General features: G+C 70.5%; 16 protein-coding genes. 6 read left to right on the top strand and 10 right to left on the bottom strand.

Going from position 1 to position 14477, the window contains the following annotated elements; translation table 11 throughout:
• Positions 1 to 57 precede the first annotated feature (57 nt).
• A complete protein-coding gene (locus ACU4E7_RS21125; protein ID WP_447020024.1) occupies positions 58 to 1095 on the bottom strand; it encodes a ligase-associated DNA damage response exonuclease in 1038 nt (345 codons plus the stop codon).
• 59 nt (positions 1096 to 1154) lie between these two features.
• Between ACU4E7_RS21125 and ACU4E7_RS21120 the strand changes: the two genes are divergently transcribed.
• A complete protein-coding gene (locus ACU4E7_RS21120) occupies positions 1155 to 2078 on the top strand; it encodes a class I SAM-dependent DNA methyltransferase (protein WP_447020023.1) in 924 nt (307 codons plus the stop codon).
• On the opposite strand, the gene ACU4E7_RS21115 is transcribed toward ACU4E7_RS21120, so the two are convergent.
• Together ACU4E7_RS21115 and ACU4E7_RS21110 are read right to left on the bottom strand one after the other, a co-directional pair.
• Positions 2079 to 2585, bottom strand: a complete 507-nt coding sequence (locus ACU4E7_RS21115; protein WP_447020022.1) for a tyrosine phosphatase family protein — start codon at positions 2583 to 2585, stop codon at positions 2079 to 2081. It abuts the gene before it with no gap.
• Positions 2582 to 3145 (bottom strand): HD domain-containing protein, encoded by a 564-nt coding sequence (locus ACU4E7_RS21110; RefSeq protein ID WP_447021684.1) that lies wholly within the window; start codon positions 3143 to 3145, stop codon positions 2582 to 2584. Before ACU4E7_RS21110 ends, ACU4E7_RS21115 begins: the two co-directional genes overlap by 4 nt.
• Before the next feature lie 208 nt (positions 3146 to 3353).
• Here ACU4E7_RS21110 and ACU4E7_RS21105 point away from each other — a divergent pair, with 208 nt between their 5' ends.
• From ACU4E7_RS21105 to ACU4E7_RS21095, 3 genes are all read left to right on the top strand, one after another.
• Positions 3354 to 3836 carry an NUDIX hydrolase gene (locus ACU4E7_RS21105; RefSeq protein WP_447020021.1) on the top strand — a complete coding sequence of 161 codons (483 nt, stop codon included), beginning with the start codon at positions 3354 to 3356 and terminating at the stop codon, positions 3834 to 3836.
• 78 nt (positions 3837 to 3914) lie between these two features.
• A complete protein-coding gene (locus ACU4E7_RS21100; protein WP_447020020.1) occupies positions 3915 to 4343 on the top strand; it encodes a TIGR02301 family protein in 429 nt (142 codons plus the stop codon).
• A gap of 110 nt (positions 4344 to 4453) precedes the next feature.
• Positions 4454 to 4726: a hypothetical protein gene (locus ACU4E7_RS21095; RefSeq protein ID WP_238121120.1), complete on the top strand. Its 273-nt coding sequence runs from the start codon at positions 4454 to 4456 to the stop codon at positions 4724 to 4726.
• Positions 4727 to 4898: 172 nt separating this feature from the next.
• On the opposite strand, the gene acs is transcribed toward ACU4E7_RS21095, so the two are convergent.
• On the bottom strand, positions 4899 to 6857 hold the full coding sequence (acs, locus tag ACU4E7_RS21090; RefSeq protein ID WP_238121121.1) for an acetate--CoA ligase: 1959 nt from the start codon (positions 6855 to 6857) through the stop codon (positions 4899 to 4901).
• Positions 6858 to 7233: 376 nt separating this feature from the next.
• Here acs and ACU4E7_RS21085 point away from each other — a divergent pair, with 376 nt between their 5' ends.
• Entirely contained in the window at positions 7234 to 7605 is a 372-nt protein-coding gene (locus ACU4E7_RS21085; protein ID WP_447020019.1) for a DUF423 domain-containing protein, read from the top strand.
• Between the two features lie 6 nt (positions 7606 to 7611).
• Here ACU4E7_RS21085 and ACU4E7_RS21080 read toward each other — a convergent pair whose 3' ends face one another.
• Together ACU4E7_RS21080 and ACU4E7_RS21075 are read right to left on the bottom strand one after the other, a co-directional pair.
• Positions 7612 to 8274, bottom strand: a complete 663-nt coding sequence (locus tag ACU4E7_RS21080) for a class I SAM-dependent methyltransferase (RefSeq protein ID WP_447020018.1) — start codon at positions 8272 to 8274, stop codon at positions 7612 to 7614.
• Positions 8271 to 8735 (bottom strand): EVE domain-containing protein, encoded by a 465-nt coding sequence (locus ACU4E7_RS21075; protein WP_447020017.1) that lies wholly within the window; start codon positions 8733 to 8735, stop codon positions 8271 to 8273. The genes ACU4E7_RS21080 and ACU4E7_RS21075 overlap by 4 nt, the downstream gene beginning before the upstream one ends.
• Positions 8736 to 8933: 198 nt before the next feature.
• Here ACU4E7_RS21075 and ACU4E7_RS21070 point away from each other — a divergent pair, with 198 nt between their 5' ends.
• Positions 8934 to 9233 (top strand): antibiotic biosynthesis monooxygenase family protein, encoded by a 300-nt coding sequence (locus tag ACU4E7_RS21070; protein ID WP_238121125.1) that lies wholly within the window; start codon positions 8934 to 8936, stop codon positions 9231 to 9233.
• 81 nt (positions 9234 to 9314) lie between these two features.
• Here the strand turns inward: ACU4E7_RS21070 and ACU4E7_RS21065 are convergent, their stop codons facing one another.
• The 4 genes from ACU4E7_RS21065 to hemC form a co-directional block, all read right to left on the bottom strand.
• The gene (locus tag ACU4E7_RS21065; protein WP_447020016.1) at positions 9315 to 11045 is read right to left on the bottom strand and encodes a heme biosynthesis HemY N-terminal domain-containing protein; all 1731 of its coding nucleotides are present in this window, start codon (positions 11043 to 11045) and stop codon (positions 9315 to 9317) included.
• Positions 11042 to 12580, bottom strand: a complete 1539-nt coding sequence (locus ACU4E7_RS21060) for a hypothetical protein (protein WP_447020015.1) — start codon at positions 12578 to 12580, stop codon at positions 11042 to 11044. The genes ACU4E7_RS21065 and ACU4E7_RS21060 overlap by 4 nt, the downstream gene beginning before the upstream one ends.
• An 84-nt stretch (positions 12581 to 12664) precedes the next feature.
• The gene (locus ACU4E7_RS21055; protein ID WP_447020014.1) at positions 12665 to 13363 is read right to left on the bottom strand and encodes a uroporphyrinogen-III synthase; all 699 of its coding nucleotides are present in this window, start codon (positions 13361 to 13363) and stop codon (positions 12665 to 12667) included.
• Positions 13364 to 13419: 56 nt separating this feature from the next.
• On the bottom strand, positions 13420 to 14397 hold the full coding sequence (gene hemC / locus ACU4E7_RS21050; protein WP_447020013.1) for a hydroxymethylbilane synthase: 978 nt from the start codon (positions 14395 to 14397) through the stop codon (positions 13420 to 13422).
• Positions 14398 to 14477 lie beyond the last annotated feature (80 nt).

Here is a 14477-nt window from a genome sequence, read left to right as displayed (position 1 = left end):
TGAGAAACAAGGAATGTGCCAATTTGTGGGGATGTGTGGATTTTCGGCTGAAAATCCTCACTGTCCCGCCGGCGGCGTCTCTGCGGTCTCGGTCTCGTCCTCCTCGCCATAGCCCACCAGGCGCAGGGGGCGGGCGCGGATCTGCCGGGTCTGCGCCCAATGCACCAGCGCATCCTCGGCGCCGTGCGTCACCCACAGCTCTTGGCAATGGGTGGCGCGGATGGCGGCGCACAGGCCGTCCCAATCCGCATGGTCGGAGATCACCAGCGGCAGTTCCACGCTGCGCTGGCGGGCGCGGGCGCGCACCCGCATCCAGCCGGAGGCGAAGCAGGTGAGGGGATCGGCGAAGCGCCGCGCCCACAAATCGGTCATGGCCATGGGCGGCGCCACCACGATGGCCCCCACGAAGGCGGACTTGTGCGCCCCCGCCACCGGCTTCAGCGGGCCGAAATCCTGCCCCTGGGCGGCGTAATAGTCGGTGATGGGCCCGAGGGCGCCGTGAACATAGAGCGGCGCGGTGTGGCCGGCGGCGCGGATCATGGCCATCACCCGCTGCGCCTTGCCGAGGGAATAGGCGCCCACCAGATGGGTGCGCTCGGGAAACACCGCCACCGAGTGCAGCAGCTTTGCCACCTCCTGAGCCGGATCACCGAAGCGGAACACCGGCAGGCCGAAGGTGGCCTCGCTCACGAACACATGGCAGCGCACCGGCTCGAACGCGGCACAGGTGGGATCGGCGTCGGTCTTGTAGTCGCCGGAGACGACGATCACCAACCCGTCCTTCTCCAGCCGGATCTGGGCCGAGCCCAGCACATGGCCGGCCGGATGCAGGCTGACGGTGACGCCGTTGATCTCCACCACTTCGCCATAGGCGAGGGGCTGGCGGGTGGCGGTGAAGCGCTCGCCCAGGCGCAGCGCCATCAGATCCAGCGTCTCGCGGGTGGCGAGCACGGCGCCATGGCCAGGCCGGGCATGGTCCGAATGGGCGTGGCTGATGAGCGCCCGGGGCACCACCCGCACCGGGTCCACATAGAAATCGCCCGGCGGGCAATAAAGCCCCTTGGGGGTCGGGTGAAGCAGATCTTCAGGGCGCACGTCTGGTCTCTTTCCGCAACTCGTTATATGGGAGCCGACCCTTCATCTGCGAGGCCTCCGTGTCCGCCTCCGTCCACACCCATTCCTCGGGTGACCCTGTGCTCGATCGCCGGCTCGACTGGGCCCGCGCCTGTCTTGATCACCATGACTGGTCCGCCGCCGCGGATCTTTTGACCGACACCCTCGCCGAGGCCCCGGACTTCGCCGCCGCGTGGTTCCTGCTCGGCGAGGCCCGCGAGGCGGGCGGCGATGCGGCCGGCGCCGCCGATGCCTTCACCCGGGCGCGCGATTGCGACCCGGACGACGCCTTCGGCGCCGGCCTGCGGCTGGCGCGCCTCGGCCATGCGCCGGCGGAAGGGGCCATGTCGGCGGCCTATGTGCAGACCCTGTTCGATCAATATGCGGACCGCTTCGAGAGCGCCCTGCGCGATAATCTCAATTATCGCGGCCCGGAATTGTTGCACGCCGCCGTGGCGCAGGTGGCGGGGCCGGAGCGCCATTTCCTTCGGGCGCTGGACCTTGGCTGCGGCACGGGGCTGACGGCGCCGCTGTTCGCGCCGCTGGTGGAGGCGCTCCACGGGGTGGATCTCGCCCCCGCCATGCTGGAGCGGGCCGCGCGGCTTGGGCTTTATGCCCACCTGGAGGCGGGGGAGATGGGTGCGGTGCTGGCGGCGGCTCCCTCCGCCAGTTTCGATCTCATCATCGCCGCCGATGCCCTGTGCTATGTGGACGAGATCGCGCCCCTGTTCCGGGAGGTGGCGCGGGTGCTCGCCCCCGGCGGGCTGTTCGCCTTCACCAGCGAGACCCATGGTGGCGAGGGGGTGCTGCTGCGCGACACCCTGCGCTTTGCCCACCCTGCCGCCATGGTGCGGGCGGTGGCTGCGGCCGCCGGGCTTGAGCTGCGCCTTCTCGACGACGCCTCCATCCGCACCGAGGAGGGGGCTCCCGTCCCGGGGCTGGTGGGTGTCGCGGCGCGGCCCTGATCAGTTCACGGGCAAGGCGAACGGCGTGCCCTCGAAGGCATCTTGGCCGCGGCCGATGCCAGCGATGGCCGCCACCATGCGTCCGTCGCGCCCCAGCGCCGCATCCGCCAAAGCGACGATGCGCGGGTTGGGGGTGGCGGTGGGCGAGGCGTGGCGCAGCCGCTGCGCCAGCTCCACCTCGTCGCGATCGGGCAGCAGCGCGCACAGCGAGGCGTAGGCCGCCGCCGTCGAGCGCGAGATGCCGGCATAGCAGTGGATCACCAGCGGCGTTTCCCGCGGCCAGGCATGCACGAACTCGAACAGCGCGTGCATATGCTCGGCACCGGGCACCACCATGCCCGCCATCTCATCGACAATGTCGTTGATGCCCAGGAACAGGTGGTCCGTGGGGTCCACATTGCTGGGCCGGGTAAAGACGGTTCCGCCGTTGATCAGCGAGATGACATGGCGCGCGCCGGTGGCCGCCACCGTTTCATGCAGTTTGGCGAGGGAGCACACGTGAATCATGGCTGCAGCTCCTCGAAGCGTCGCAGAAACCGCGCCTTGGCGGTCTCCGCCTCCCAAGGGGTGAGATAATCACTTTCCTCTGCGTCGTCGAGGCGCACGGGGCGGCCGAAGAAGCCGCGCGCTTCCGCCGCCGAGAAGCCGGCGAGCCGGGTCGCCTCCAGATAGGCGGAGGCGCGATCGGCCGCCTTCACGATCTTCACCAGGGTGTCGGGCCAGGTGGTGGGCAGGGAAAAGCGCACCGAAATGGCGGTGAGCAGGCGCGCCTCCACGCTCTTGTAATCGCCCCCCAGCACCGCCTTGAACGGGGAGATCATGTCGCCGATCACATATTCGGGGGCATCGTGCAGCAGCACGCACAGCCGCCAGCGGGCATCGAGATCGGGATGGGTGCGCCGCGCCAGGCGCTCGGTGAGCAGGGAATGCTGCGCCACCGAGAAGATGTTGGCGCCATGGGTCTGGCCATTCCAGCGCGCCACCCGGGCGAGGCCATGGGCGATGTCCTCGACCTCCACGTCGAGCGGGGAGGGATCGAGCAGGTCGAGCCGGCGGCCGGACAGCATGCGCTGCCACGCGCGCGGCGGCGCGCTCTTGCGGGCGCGGGAAGGCTTGGCGGCCGCGTGGGGGGCGTCCGGGTCCGGTGAGGTGGGGTGAGAGGTCACGAATCGCGTGCTCCGATGCTGCCGCGAAGGTAAGGTGCCGGCCGTTCGCCACAAGGGTGGGCCCGTCGCCCCGATGGCTCTCCACAGGCGCAAAGGGATCAGGAGCGCGATGACCGCCACCGGTGCAACCCCCGCTGCCGCGATGACCGCCGCCACTCTGGAGCCAGCTGTCGTGCTGCGCCCCACGCTGGCGGCCAGCGCGGCGGTGTTCCGCGGCCCGCTGGTGCTGCTGGCGCGCCGGGTGAACGGCCCGGGCGCCGGCCTGTGGAGCCTGCCCGGCGGGCGGGTGGAAGCCGGCGAGACCCTCGCCACCGCCGCTGCGCGCGAACTGATGGAGGAAGTGGGCGTCGATGCCCACATGGTGGCGGTCGCCGGGGTGCGGGACGTGATTCTGCAGGATGCCGCCGGGCGGCTGGAGGCCCATTTCGTGGTCATCGCCTATGCCGCCCGCTGGCAGGCGGGCGAGCCCCGCACCGGCCCGGAGGCGGCGGAGATCGGCTGGTTCCGGCCCCAGGAGGTGGCGGGCCTCGCCACCACGGAGGGGCTGGCGGAGCTGGTGAGCGCTGCCGCCGCGATCATGGCGCAGCCCTGAGGCGTCGCTCCTCGGTCGCTGCCAGGGCCTTGACCGCGCCGCGTGAAGATCGCACCACAAGGCAACCCGGGACGAACCATGCCCATCCGCAGCCTGTTCTTCGCTTTGCTTGTGGTGGCGGCGGCCCTCTGTGGCCCCCTCTGTGGCCCTTTGGGCGGGCGCCTTCTCGCCGCGCCGTCCGCCGCTGTCGAGGGCGCGGCGCCGCCCTATGACGATGATCTGCTGCGCCTCGCCGAGATTCTCGGCGCCCTGCATTACCTGCGCCCCCTGTGCGGCGCGGTGGGAGAGGAGCAGCGCTGGCGCGACGAGATGGGCGCGCTCATCGAGACCGAGCAGCCCTCCGATGCCCGCAAGGGCAAGATGATCGCCGCCTTCAATCGCGGCTACACCAGCTTTTCCCAGGTCTACCAGGTGTGCACGCCGGCCGCGAAAGTGGCGGTGGAGCGCCAGCTGGAGGAGGGGGCGCGGCTCGCCCACGACATTGTGGTGCGCTACGGCGGAAATTGATGAACGGGCGCCGGGGACGTTAACCTTTTGGTTAGAACTGGGCTCCCCTCGCGGCCATCTCGTGGTAGTCATCTCCCGTCGCCGCTTGTTGCGCGGCTGGAGGTTTCTACGTGTCGACATTGCCCAGCCCAGCCATTGCCCTTCCCGATATCGCGGACATGGCCGCCGACGATCGCCATGTGGCGCTGACCTATCTCAGCGACGCCTGGGTCGAAGCCGTGCGCGACGGGCTGGAGGAGGAATGCCTGGTGCAGGCGGCCCTGTTCACGGCCCTGCGCAGCCTGGTGGCCACCTATGGCGAGACGGCCAGCGCCGATTTCGTGCTGGGGCTCGCCGACCGGGTGCGCGCCGGGGAGTATACGGTGGTGGACCACACCCATTGAATTTCGACGCCGCCGGGCGCCGTCGCGTTGTTTGAGAGTACCGCTTCAAACCGACTTCCAAGCGTTCCGTGTGGATGACCTCCACCGGAGCGCTTTTTTCTTGTCCGGGCCCCAACGGCAACCGGCGCCCCGAGGGGCGCCGGCGCGGCAGGCAAGGTGAGCGCGGCGCCGATCAGGCGGCGGCGTCCCGCTTGTTCTGGCGGTTGCTGATGAGGTCTTCCACCACCGTCGGATCGGCGAGGGTGGAGGTGTCGCCCAGGCTCTCGAACTGGTCCTCGGCGATCTTGCGCAGGATGCGGCGCATGATCTTGCCCGAGCGGGTCTTGGGCAGGCCCGGCGCGAACTGGATGAGGTCCGGCGAGGCGATGGGGCCGATCTCCCGGCGCACCCAGCCCACCAGCTCCTTGCGCAGCTCTTCCGTGGGCTCGATGCCGTCCATCAGGGTGACATAGGCGTAGATGCCCTGGCCCTTGATGTCGTGGGGGAAGCCCACCACGGCAGCTTCCGACACCTTGGGATGGGCGACGAGGGCGCTTTCCACCTCGGCGGTGCCCATGCGGTGGCCGGAGACGTTGATCACGTCGTCCACGCGGCCGGTGATCCAGTAGTAGCCATCGGCGTCGCGGCGGCAGCCGTCACCGGTGAAATACTTGCCGGGGTAGGTGGAGAAATAGGTCTGCTCGAAGCGCTCGTGGTCGCCATAGACGGTGCGCATCTGGCCCGGCCACGAATCGGCGATCACGAGGTTGCCCTCGCAGGCGCCGGCAAGCACCTTGCCTTCCGCATCCACCACCTCGGGCATGACGCCGAAGAACGGGCGGGTGGCCGAGCCGGGCTTCAGCTTGGTGGCGCCGGGCAGGGGGGTGATGAGGATGCCGCCGGTCTCGGTCTGCCACCAGGTGTCGACGATCGGGCAGCGCTCGTCACCCACCACCCGGTAATACCATTCCCAGGCTTCGGGATTGATGGGCTCGCCCACCGAGCCGAGCAGGCGCAGGGAGGCGCGGGACGTCTTCTTCACCGGCTCCTCGCCGCCCTGCATCAGCGAGCGGATGGCGGTGGGGGCGGTGTAGAAGATGGTGACCTTGTATTTGTCGATCACCTCCCAGAAGCGGGACGTGGTGGGATAATTGGGCACGCCCTCGAACATCAGCGTGGTGGCGCCGTTCGCGAGCGGGCCATAGATGATGTAGGAGTGGCCGGTCACCCAGCCCACGTCCGCCGTGCACCAGTAAACATCGCCTTCGTGATAGTCGAAGACATACTGGTGGGTCATGGAGGCATAGACCAGATAGCCACCGGTGGTGTGGAGCGCGCCCTTCGGCTTGCCGGTGGAGCCGGAGGTGTAGAGGATGAACAGCGGATCTTCCGCATTCATCGGCTCGGCCGGGCATTCGTCGGTGACCATGGCGGCGGCTTCGTCGTAGTAGACGTCGCGGCCGGGGGTCATGTCCACCTTGCCGCCGGTGCGCTTCACCACGATCACATGGTCGACACCCTCGCCGCCCATATGGCCGATGGCGGCGTCCACATTGGCCTTCAGCGGCACCTTGCGGCCACCGCGCAGGCCTTCGTCGGCGGTGATGATGACCTTGGAGCCGCAATCGGAGACGCGGCCGGCGAGGCTGTCCGGAGAGAAGCCGCCGAACACCACCGAGTGGATGGCGCCGAGCCGGGCGCAGGCCAGCATGGCATAGGCCGCCTCGGGGATCATCGGCAGGTAGATGGTGACGCGGTCGCCCTTCTGCACATTGCGGTTGCGCAGCACGTTGGCAAAGGTGTTCACCGCGCTCGCCAGCTCGCGGTAGGTGATGATCTTGGATTCGTCGGGCCCGTCGCCTTCCCAGATGATGGCCGGCTGGTCGCCGCGGCTCTCCAGGTGGCGGTCGACGCAATTGTAGGCGACGTTGGTGATGCCGTCCTCGAACCACTTGATGGAGACGTGGCCGGGGTCGAACGAGGTGTTCTTCACCTTGGTGAAGGGCTCGAACCAGTCGATGCGCTTGCCGTGCTCGCCCCAGAAGGTGTGCGGATCCTCGACCGAGGCGGCGTACATGGCCTTGTAGCGGGCATCATCCACGAAGGCCTTCTGGGCCCAGGCGGACGGCACATCATAGATCTTCTCGGACATGGCCTTTGGCTCCCTCCCGCGGGTTCACGACCCGCACCTTGAACATTTCCACCGCCGGCGCGTTCTCGCGATCATCAGCGGATGGCACGCGACTTATCGTTCTCAGCGAACGCCGTTCGCCCTTATTGGGGCGGATTATGCTGACCTGACCGCCCCTCCACAAGGCATGGAACAGCCCGACTTTGGGTGCATATCCCATTGGTCAGGCCCCCGGCCCCAGGTGTTGCGGTGCACGCCGATGAACCGCATTGCGGGAAGTGCATGGCGGTGCAGAAGCATCTTTTGCGTGTGGTATCCGGCGGGGCTGCGTCGTCGGGGCAGGTATTCCCGTAAAAACTCTTCCCCTATAACGCGCCGAGGGTGGAGGTTTTGTGGAATGGACATCTGGACGCGGATTCTTTTGCTGCTGGCCGGGCTCATGGGCGCGGCCGGCGTGGCGGCGGCGGCGGTGTCGGCCCATGTGGGCGGCGGCACGTTTGTGGAAACGGCGGCCTACTTCCTGTTGTTCCACGCCGCCGCGGTCACCGCACTGGTGGCGCTGGCGCTCGGCCTGGCGCGGGGCGCCACCCTGGTGCGCCTCGCCGGCTCGCTGCTGGTGCTCGGCGTGGTGCTGTTCAGCGGGGACCTGGCCATGCGCGGCCTGATGGACGCGAAGCTGCTGGGCGGCAGCGCGCCGTTCGGCGGCACCACCATGATCGCCGGCTGGCTGGTGGCGGCGGTGGCGGCGCTGGTGGCCCGCCGCGCCTGAGCGGGGTCATGCCCGGGCGCGGGGCCGCCACACGCTGGTGTGCTTGATCTCCATGTCTTCCAGCTCGCGGGTCACCGGCACCCGATATTCGGCGATGCGCTCCAGCGTCTCCTTGGGCAGATAGGTGCGGCCGGGATCGCCGATCAGCACCCGCGCCCCGCGCCGCGCCAGGGCGCTGAGCCAGCCATGGACCCGCTCCGCCAGCTCGCGCTCATAGCTGATGTCGCCGGCCAGCACCGTGTCCCAGCCCGCGTCGCGGCCGATCAGGTCCTCGCCCACCGGGGTGAGCGCCACGCCGTTGGCGTCGCCGTTCAAGGCGATGGCCGAGAGGGCGAACGGGTCGATATCCGCGCAATCCACCTCAAGCGCGCCGGCCTTCATGGCGGCGATGCCCACCAGCCCGGAGCCGGAGGCGAAATCCAGCACGCGCCCGCCGGCCACCAATTCCGGATGGTCCAGCACATGACGCGCCAGCGCCTGGCCGCCGGCCCAGGCGAACGCCCAGAAGGGCGGCGGCAGGCCGAGCTCGCCCAGCTCTTCCTCGGTGCGATGCCAGATGGGCACCGCCTCGTCCGCCACATGCAGCGAGATTTCCGGAACCAGGGGAACGGGCCGCAGCCGGGTCTCGGCGCGGATGAAGGCGACGGGGTCCTTGATGCGCCCGCTCACGCCTTGCCCGCCAAACCACCCCCAGAAACACCCCCAGAAACACCTCCCGAAACGCCTCCTATGGCGCACAGCAGGGCCCATTCCTCATCGGTCACCGGCTGCACGGAAAGCCGGGAATATTTGATGAGGGCCATCTCCTGAAAGCGCGGATCGGCCTTGATGGTGGCTAGGCTGATGGGGGTCTTCAGCGGCTCCACCGCCTTGAGGTCCACCATCACGAACTTGCCGGTGGGGTCGGAGGGGTCAGGATAGGCCTCCTTGATGACCTCGACGATGCCGACGATCTCCTTGCCCTCGTTGGAATGGTAGAAGAAGCCGGTGTCGCCCAGCTTCATGGCCAGCATCTGCTGCTTGGCGAGATGGTTGCGCACCCCATCCCAATGGGTGCCCTTGGCGCCGGCCTTCACCTGCATGTCCCAGGACCATTTGAAGGGTTCGGATTTGTAGAGCCAATGGGCCATGGGCGCGCTCGAAAGGTTTGTGAAATGAACCTTGCGGGTGTGCCGCGTCGCGCCGGAGTTGGCAAGGGGGCTTGGCAGTAGCTTTGGCAATCCCGTCGGCAAGCGGATGAGCGGGGGGTCACGGCGTGGTTGGCGGAACAGGCTGGTGGTGTAAGAGGGGGCGCCGCTTGGGCAGGGTCACAACACGAGGAGCGCAGGATGATTCTTGAGATCGCCACCATCGAGGTGAAGGACGGCGCGAGCGCCGACTTTGAAGCGGCCGTGCGGGCCGCTACCCCCTGCTTCCAGCGCGCGCGGGGCTGCAAGGGCCTGGCGCTGCGCCGCTCGGTGGAACAGCCCAACCGCTATTTTCTGGTGGTGACCTGGGAGACCCTGGAGGACCACACGGTGCATTTTCGCAATTCGCCGGACTTCCAGGAATGGCGGCAGCTGGCCGGCCCGTTCATGGCGGCGCCGCCCAGCGTCGAGCACAACACCCTGGCGCTCACCGCTTTCTAACGCCGGTTGAGGCGCGGCTGCGCGGCCCGATCCAACACGGGTCCGACCGACCCCGGAGGACGGCCGCCGGGGTCGGTCCGGTCACAGACCAAACAGGCGGCGGGGCGCCGGGGCAGGCTCGGCATCCGCCGTCTCCGGGCCGGGATCATCCGGCAGGGGCGGCATGGCGATGACCGGGTCGCTCTCCTTCGCGCGCTCCGCCGGCCGAGCCTTGAGCGCCACCTGCGCCGGGGGCGCGCCCACCATATCAATGGTGTGCGGCGCCGGCCCGGCGCCGGGGGCCACGGCGGGAGCCGCAGAAGGGGCCACAGAGGGCGCCACGGCGGGAGTGACAGGGGTGGTCGGCTGAGCGGTGGGCTCTACGGACGCCGGCATTTCCGGTTCTGCCGCAAGGGCGGCTTCCAGGGCGCGCGCCTGGGCTTCCGCCTGCGCCTCGGCCTCGGCCGCCTGCACCCGGGCCTGCTCGCTGGCGCGCACGGCGGCGATGGCTGCCATCACCCGTTCGGCGCCATGCTCCAGCACCGGGGTCGAGGCGACGCCCGGTGGCACCGTCCAGGTGAAGGCATCCAGCTTGCCGGTGACCGGGGAGATGGGTTGCCACTGGTCGGCGATCACCCCATCGGCGATCCACGCCGGGTCGCGGGCGGCATTGACGGCCCGCGCGGTCCACTCACGGGCCTTGCCGATATCGCCATTCTCGCCGGCCTCCAGCTCCGCCATCAGCAGGCACACCCGCTGGGTAGGCGCCTCCAGCAGCGGCTGCAGGGTCTTGCGGGCCTCGCCATATTCATGGGCATCGAGGCAGGCGCGGGCCAGGGCGACGGCGCTCTCGGGATGGTGGGGCGCCTTGGCCACCAGCAGCCGGACCCGCTTCAGCCGATCCAGGGCCGCGTCTCCGGGGCGCAGGTGGGCCTCCACCTCAGCCAGTTCCGGATGGGGGTTGGCGGCATAGGCGGCTTCCACCACCTTGGCGGCCTTTTTCAATTCACCGGCGGCACCCATCAGGCGGCCGGCACAGGCGGCGGCGGGCACCAGCGTGGGGGCGAGACGCACCGCTTCCTGCGCCAGTTCGCGCGCCACCAGCGGGTCGGCCTGCTCCAGGGCCAGGGCCTCGGCGGTCAGCAGCACCGCCCGGCGGCGGCGATATTGCGCCTTGTCGATGCCCTTCTGCGCCATCTGCCGTTCCAGCACGGTGCGGGCGGCGCGGAAATCCCCGGCGGCGCAATGGGCCTCGATGACCGCGTCGGCCGCCCAACCCAGGGTTGGGGCCTCGGCCGCCGCCTCGGCTGCGATGACGGCGGCGGCGGCGCGATCGCCGGCCTTGCGGGCTTCCATGTGCAGGCCGCGCAGACCCAGCAGGCGGGTCGGCGGATATTTCGCCATGGTTTCGAAGGCGGCCACGGCCACCTCGGGATTGTTGTCGAACTGGGCGGTCTGGGCCGCCAGAAGGTGCGTGAGCGGCTCGTGGGGCAGGAGCCGGGCCGCATCGCTGCGCGCCTTGCGGGCGGCGGTGGCATCGCCGCTGCCGATGGCGATGAGGCCCTGGGTGAGCGCCCGCCAGCCCTGTTCGCGCCGGCGCCGGCCGGAAAGGGCGGCCACCAGCCGCGGCGAGTTGATGAGGAAGGCGATCAGCCGCCACAGGGCCAGCATCACCCCGGTGACCACGGCGATGACGGCGAGCGCCACCGGAATGGTGGTGTCGACGCGCCAGCCCTGCCACACCAGGGAAATCTCCCCCGGTCGGTCGGCAATCCAGGACGCGCCGAAGGCCAGGGCCGCGAGCAGGGCGAGGAAGAAGACGAGACGGATCACGGCGCTTTCCCCGAAATGCTGGCGAGGGACTGCTGATAAAGCGCGGCGGCCGCGTCCAGCGCGCGCAGCCGCAGGTCCATCTGCGCGACGATGGGGGCGAGCTTGGCCGACACCGCCGGCGGCATCTGCCGCAGCAGCGACAGGGCGCCGGCCAGATCCCCGGTGCGCACCGCCACCACGGCACGGCCGAGGGTGGTGCGCGCGGCGTCCACATCGGGCCCATCGGCGGGGCGGATCTTCACCAGCGTCTGCGCGCTCGACAGGAAGCGGGTCATCAGCGAGGCATCGGCGGGCGCGGCCTCGGGTGCCGGGGTGAGGGCGTCGAGGCTGGCGTTGCCGGTGGCGGCCAGGGTGTCGGCCAGCTTCGCCAGGGTGGGGAAGCCGCCTTCGGCCTGACCGGCGAACGGCTCCAGCGCCGCCGCCCGCGGGCCGAGCAAGGCCTGCGCCGCCGCCAGTTCCGGAGCGAACGGCCGGCCCGTCTCCAGCGCCGCCTTCAGGCTGCCCAGCACCACCAGGCTCGCCGCCGCGCGGTTGGTGGCAGCGGCCGCATCGGCGGCGTTCAGCGCTTCCTTGCGGGCTTCGTCGATGCGCGCACCCATGAGATCGATGCGCGGTCCGAGGCCCTGAGCCTGCTGGGCCGCCACGGTGGCGGCGGCCACGGCGGTCTTCAGGCTCTCCTGTCCCGCCTGCAGCGCCTCTTCGGCGCCCTTGAGGGCGGTGACGCGGGCATCGAGGGCGCCAAGGGCGGTCTCCGCCTTGCCGACGGCGCTCTTGAGCGCATCCATCTGCGGCGTCAGGTCCGGTCCCGACGCGGCGGGCGGCGCCGACGCGTCTTTCAAGGCCGCCAGGGCACTGTCCGCGGTGGCGAGGCGCGCGTCGATCTGGTCGAGCCGTCCGGCCAGCGCTGCCAGCCGCTGCGGATCGGCGCCCGGGCGGCCTTCCAGCGCCGCCATGCGGGCGGTCAGCGGGCCGAGGTCCACCGTCGGCGCGGGGGGCTGGTGGTGAATGAGGGAATAGGCAAGGCCACCGCCCGCACCGGCCCCGCCCAACAGGCCGAGCACCAGCGCCGCCAGCACCGTGCCCGCCCCCGAGCGCCCTTTGGGCGCGGCGGGCGGGGCCGCGGCCGCCGCGCCGGTTTTCGCCTCCGCCTTGCTGTCGTCCTTGACGGCCGCCTTGGCCGTGTCCTTCGGCGCATCCTTGGGTGCCGCCGTGCCGGTCGGCGGCACGCTGGCGCGGGTGTCCGCGGGCTTCGCCTCTGGAGCCTTGGTGCTCGTGGCTTTGGTATCCGTGGCCTTGGTTTCGGCCGCCGGCTTGCCCTCGGATTTCGTCGCGGCGCCACCCGTGGTTGCGGGGGCGGGCGAATCGACAGGCGCGGCGCGGCCGGCGCTTTCGGGCGCCGATGTGGATGTGGCCGAATCGGCCACGGTGCCCGCCACAGGCTCGCTCTTCAGCTCCTGCGCCTTCAGATCGAGGGTTGGCGGGGTGCGGGGGCGGCGGGACTGTGCGCCCGCCGCATTCGGATCATCGCTCGCCATGGGCCTCCTCGCCGGTCGCATCCGCCTGTGGACTCGGATAGACCGCCGGGCGTCCCATCGCAACCTCTGGCGGTCCGGGCGGGGTCAGAACAGCGCGAACAGGGCGTCCTCATTGGGGGCGCCGGCGGCCTCGATGGCGAAGCCCGCGCGCACCAGCGGCCCGCCCACCTGCTCGGACAGGCAGAACTCCCGCACCCCGGCCAATTGCCGGGTGAGCCCGGCCCTGGCCACGCAGTCCAGAAGGGTCTTCACCGTGCGCTGGGAAAAATGCAGGGCCGCGTTGATCTGCCCCGCTTCCAGCGCCGCCCGCGCGTCCTCGGAGAGGGCATCGGCCGGCTGGGCCGCATAGATGATGGTGAGCACCAGCTGGAGACCCGGCGCCTTCAAGAGTTCGGCGAGGTCGGTGGCGCGGTCCTCGCCCGCCGGGTTCAGCACCCGCGCGCCCTTGGGCAGGGCCTCCGCCAGGCGGATGGCGAGGGCGCTGGCATTGCCTTCGCAATCGGTCACCTGGGTGAAGCCGGCGGTGCGCGCCTCCCTCGCGGTGCGCGATCCCACCGCAAAGGCCGGCAGATGGAACAGGCCCGGCCCCTCCGGATGGGCGGCGAACGCCTTCACTCCGTTGATGGAGGTGAAGGCCACCGCCTCGAACGGCCCGGCCGGCAGCGGCTCCCGGGTGGGGGCGATGCGCAGCATGGGGTCCACGGTCGCGTCATGGCCGAGCGCCCGCAGGCGGGCGGCGGTCTGGGAGGCGGCGGGTTCCGGGCGGGTGATGAGAAAGTGCATGGTTCGTGTCTCCGGCTCGTTTCTCCGGCGCGTGTCTCCGAATGGCCCCCTTCGGCCTAGAGGCCGAGGGCGCGGGCCGGGGCGCTGTCGCGCAGCCGCAGGCCGCAGCGGGTGCCGAGGGCGGCGGCCTCGGCCACCGGCGCCGCCTCCTCGGTCTCGGCGGCATCGGAGCCGTCGAGCGCGAGCACCAGGCCGGCGAGCCGCACCCGCTCGCCGTCCACGGTGGCGAGCCCGGCGATGGGGGTGCGGCATGAGCCGTCGAGGGCCGCGAGGAAGGCCCGCTCGGCCGTGACGGCGATGCCGGTGGCGCGGCAGGCAATGGCGGCGACCGCCGCATTGCTCTCCGCATCCGCCTCGCGGCACTCGATGGCCACCGCCCCCTGGCCCACCGCCGGCAGGAAATCGCAGGTGTCCAGCACCGCGCTCGCCTCATGGGCCAGGCCGAGGCGGGTGAGGCCGGCCAGCGCCAGCAGGGTGCCGTCGAAATCCCCTTCGCGCACCCGGGAGAGGCGGGTGTGGACGTTGCCGCGCAGCAGCTCCACCTTGAGGTCCGGCCGCAGCCGCTTGAGCTGGGCCGCCCGCCGCAGGGACGCGGTGCCGACCTTGGCGCCGGGGCCAAGATCGGCGAGGCAGCTGCCGCGCTTCAAGATCAGCGCGTCGCGCACGTCGGCGCGGGGCAGGTAGCCGGCGAGGTGCAGGCCCGCCGGCAGCTCGGTGGCCACATCCTTGGTGGAGTGCACGGCAAGGTCGATGCGCCCGTCGAGCAGCGCGTCCTCGATCTCCTTGGTGAAGAGGCCCTTGCCGCCGGCCTCGGAGAGCGCGCGGTCCTGGATGCTGTCGCCGGTGGTGCGGATGATCTCGATGGCGATGGCCTCCGCCGGCATCTTCAGGGTGGCGGCGAGGGCGGCCTGCACCGCATGGGCCTGCCAGAGCGCCAGCGGGCTACCGCGGGTGCCGATGCGCAGCCGGGCCGGGCCGCTTTTCGCGGGGGACGACGGGGCGGGCGAGGTGAGAGTGTTCGTGTCTGCGCTCATGGGCGCGTACAATGCCCCTGGGAATCAAAATGGGGTAGAGCGGCGTTCCGGCGCAGCGTCCGCCGGCGGTGAAGGAGTGA

It is taken from the genome of Xanthobacter sp. ZOL 2024, assembly GCF_052932325.1.
Note: the sequence above shows the minus strand (reverse complement) of the source record. Positions and strands in the feature narration are given on the sequence as shown.

Excerpts from the sequence above, each read along its gene's own strand:
- ACU4E7_RS21115 (WP_447020022.1), bottom strand. The coding sequence starts at position 2,585 with ATGATTCACGTGTGCTCCCTCGCCAAACTGCATGAAACGGTGGCGGCC.
- ACU4E7_RS21110 (WP_447021684.1), bottom strand. The coding sequence starts at position 3,145 with ATGCTGTCCGGCCGCCGGCTCGACCTGCTCGATCCCTCCCCGCTCGAC.
- ACU4E7_RS21105 (WP_447020021.1), top strand. The coding sequence starts at position 3,354 with ATGACCGCCACCGGTGCAACCCCCGCTGCCGCGATGACCGCCGCCACT.
- ACU4E7_RS21100 (WP_447020020.1), top strand. The coding sequence starts at position 3,915 with ATGCCCATCCGCAGCCTGTTCTTCGCTTTGCTTGTGGTGGCGGCGGCC.
- acs (WP_238121121.1), bottom strand. The coding sequence starts at position 6,857 with ATGTCCGAGAAGATCTATGATGTGCCGTCCGCCTGGGCCCAGAAGGCC.
- ACU4E7_RS21085 (WP_447020019.1), top strand. The coding sequence starts at position 7,234 with ATGGACATCTGGACGCGGATTCTTTTGCTGCTGGCCGGGCTCATGGGC.
- ACU4E7_RS21075 (WP_447020017.1), bottom strand. The coding sequence starts at position 8,735 with ATGGCCCATTGGCTCTACAAATCCGAACCCTTCAAATGGTCCTGGGAC.
- ACU4E7_RS21070 (WP_238121125.1), top strand. The coding sequence starts at position 8,934 with ATGATTCTTGAGATCGCCACCATCGAGGTGAAGGACGGCGCGAGCGCC.
- ACU4E7_RS21060 (WP_447020015.1), bottom strand. The coding sequence starts at position 12,580 with ATGGCGAGCGATGATCCGAATGCGGCGGGCGCACAGTCCCGCCGCCCC.
- ACU4E7_RS21055 (WP_447020014.1), bottom strand. The coding sequence starts at position 13,363 with ATGCACTTTCTCATCACCCGCCCGGAACCCGCCGCCTCCCAGACCGCC.
- hemC (WP_447020013.1), bottom strand. The coding sequence starts at position 14,397 with ATGAGCGCAGACACGAACACTCTCACCTCGCCCGCCCCGTCGTCCCCC.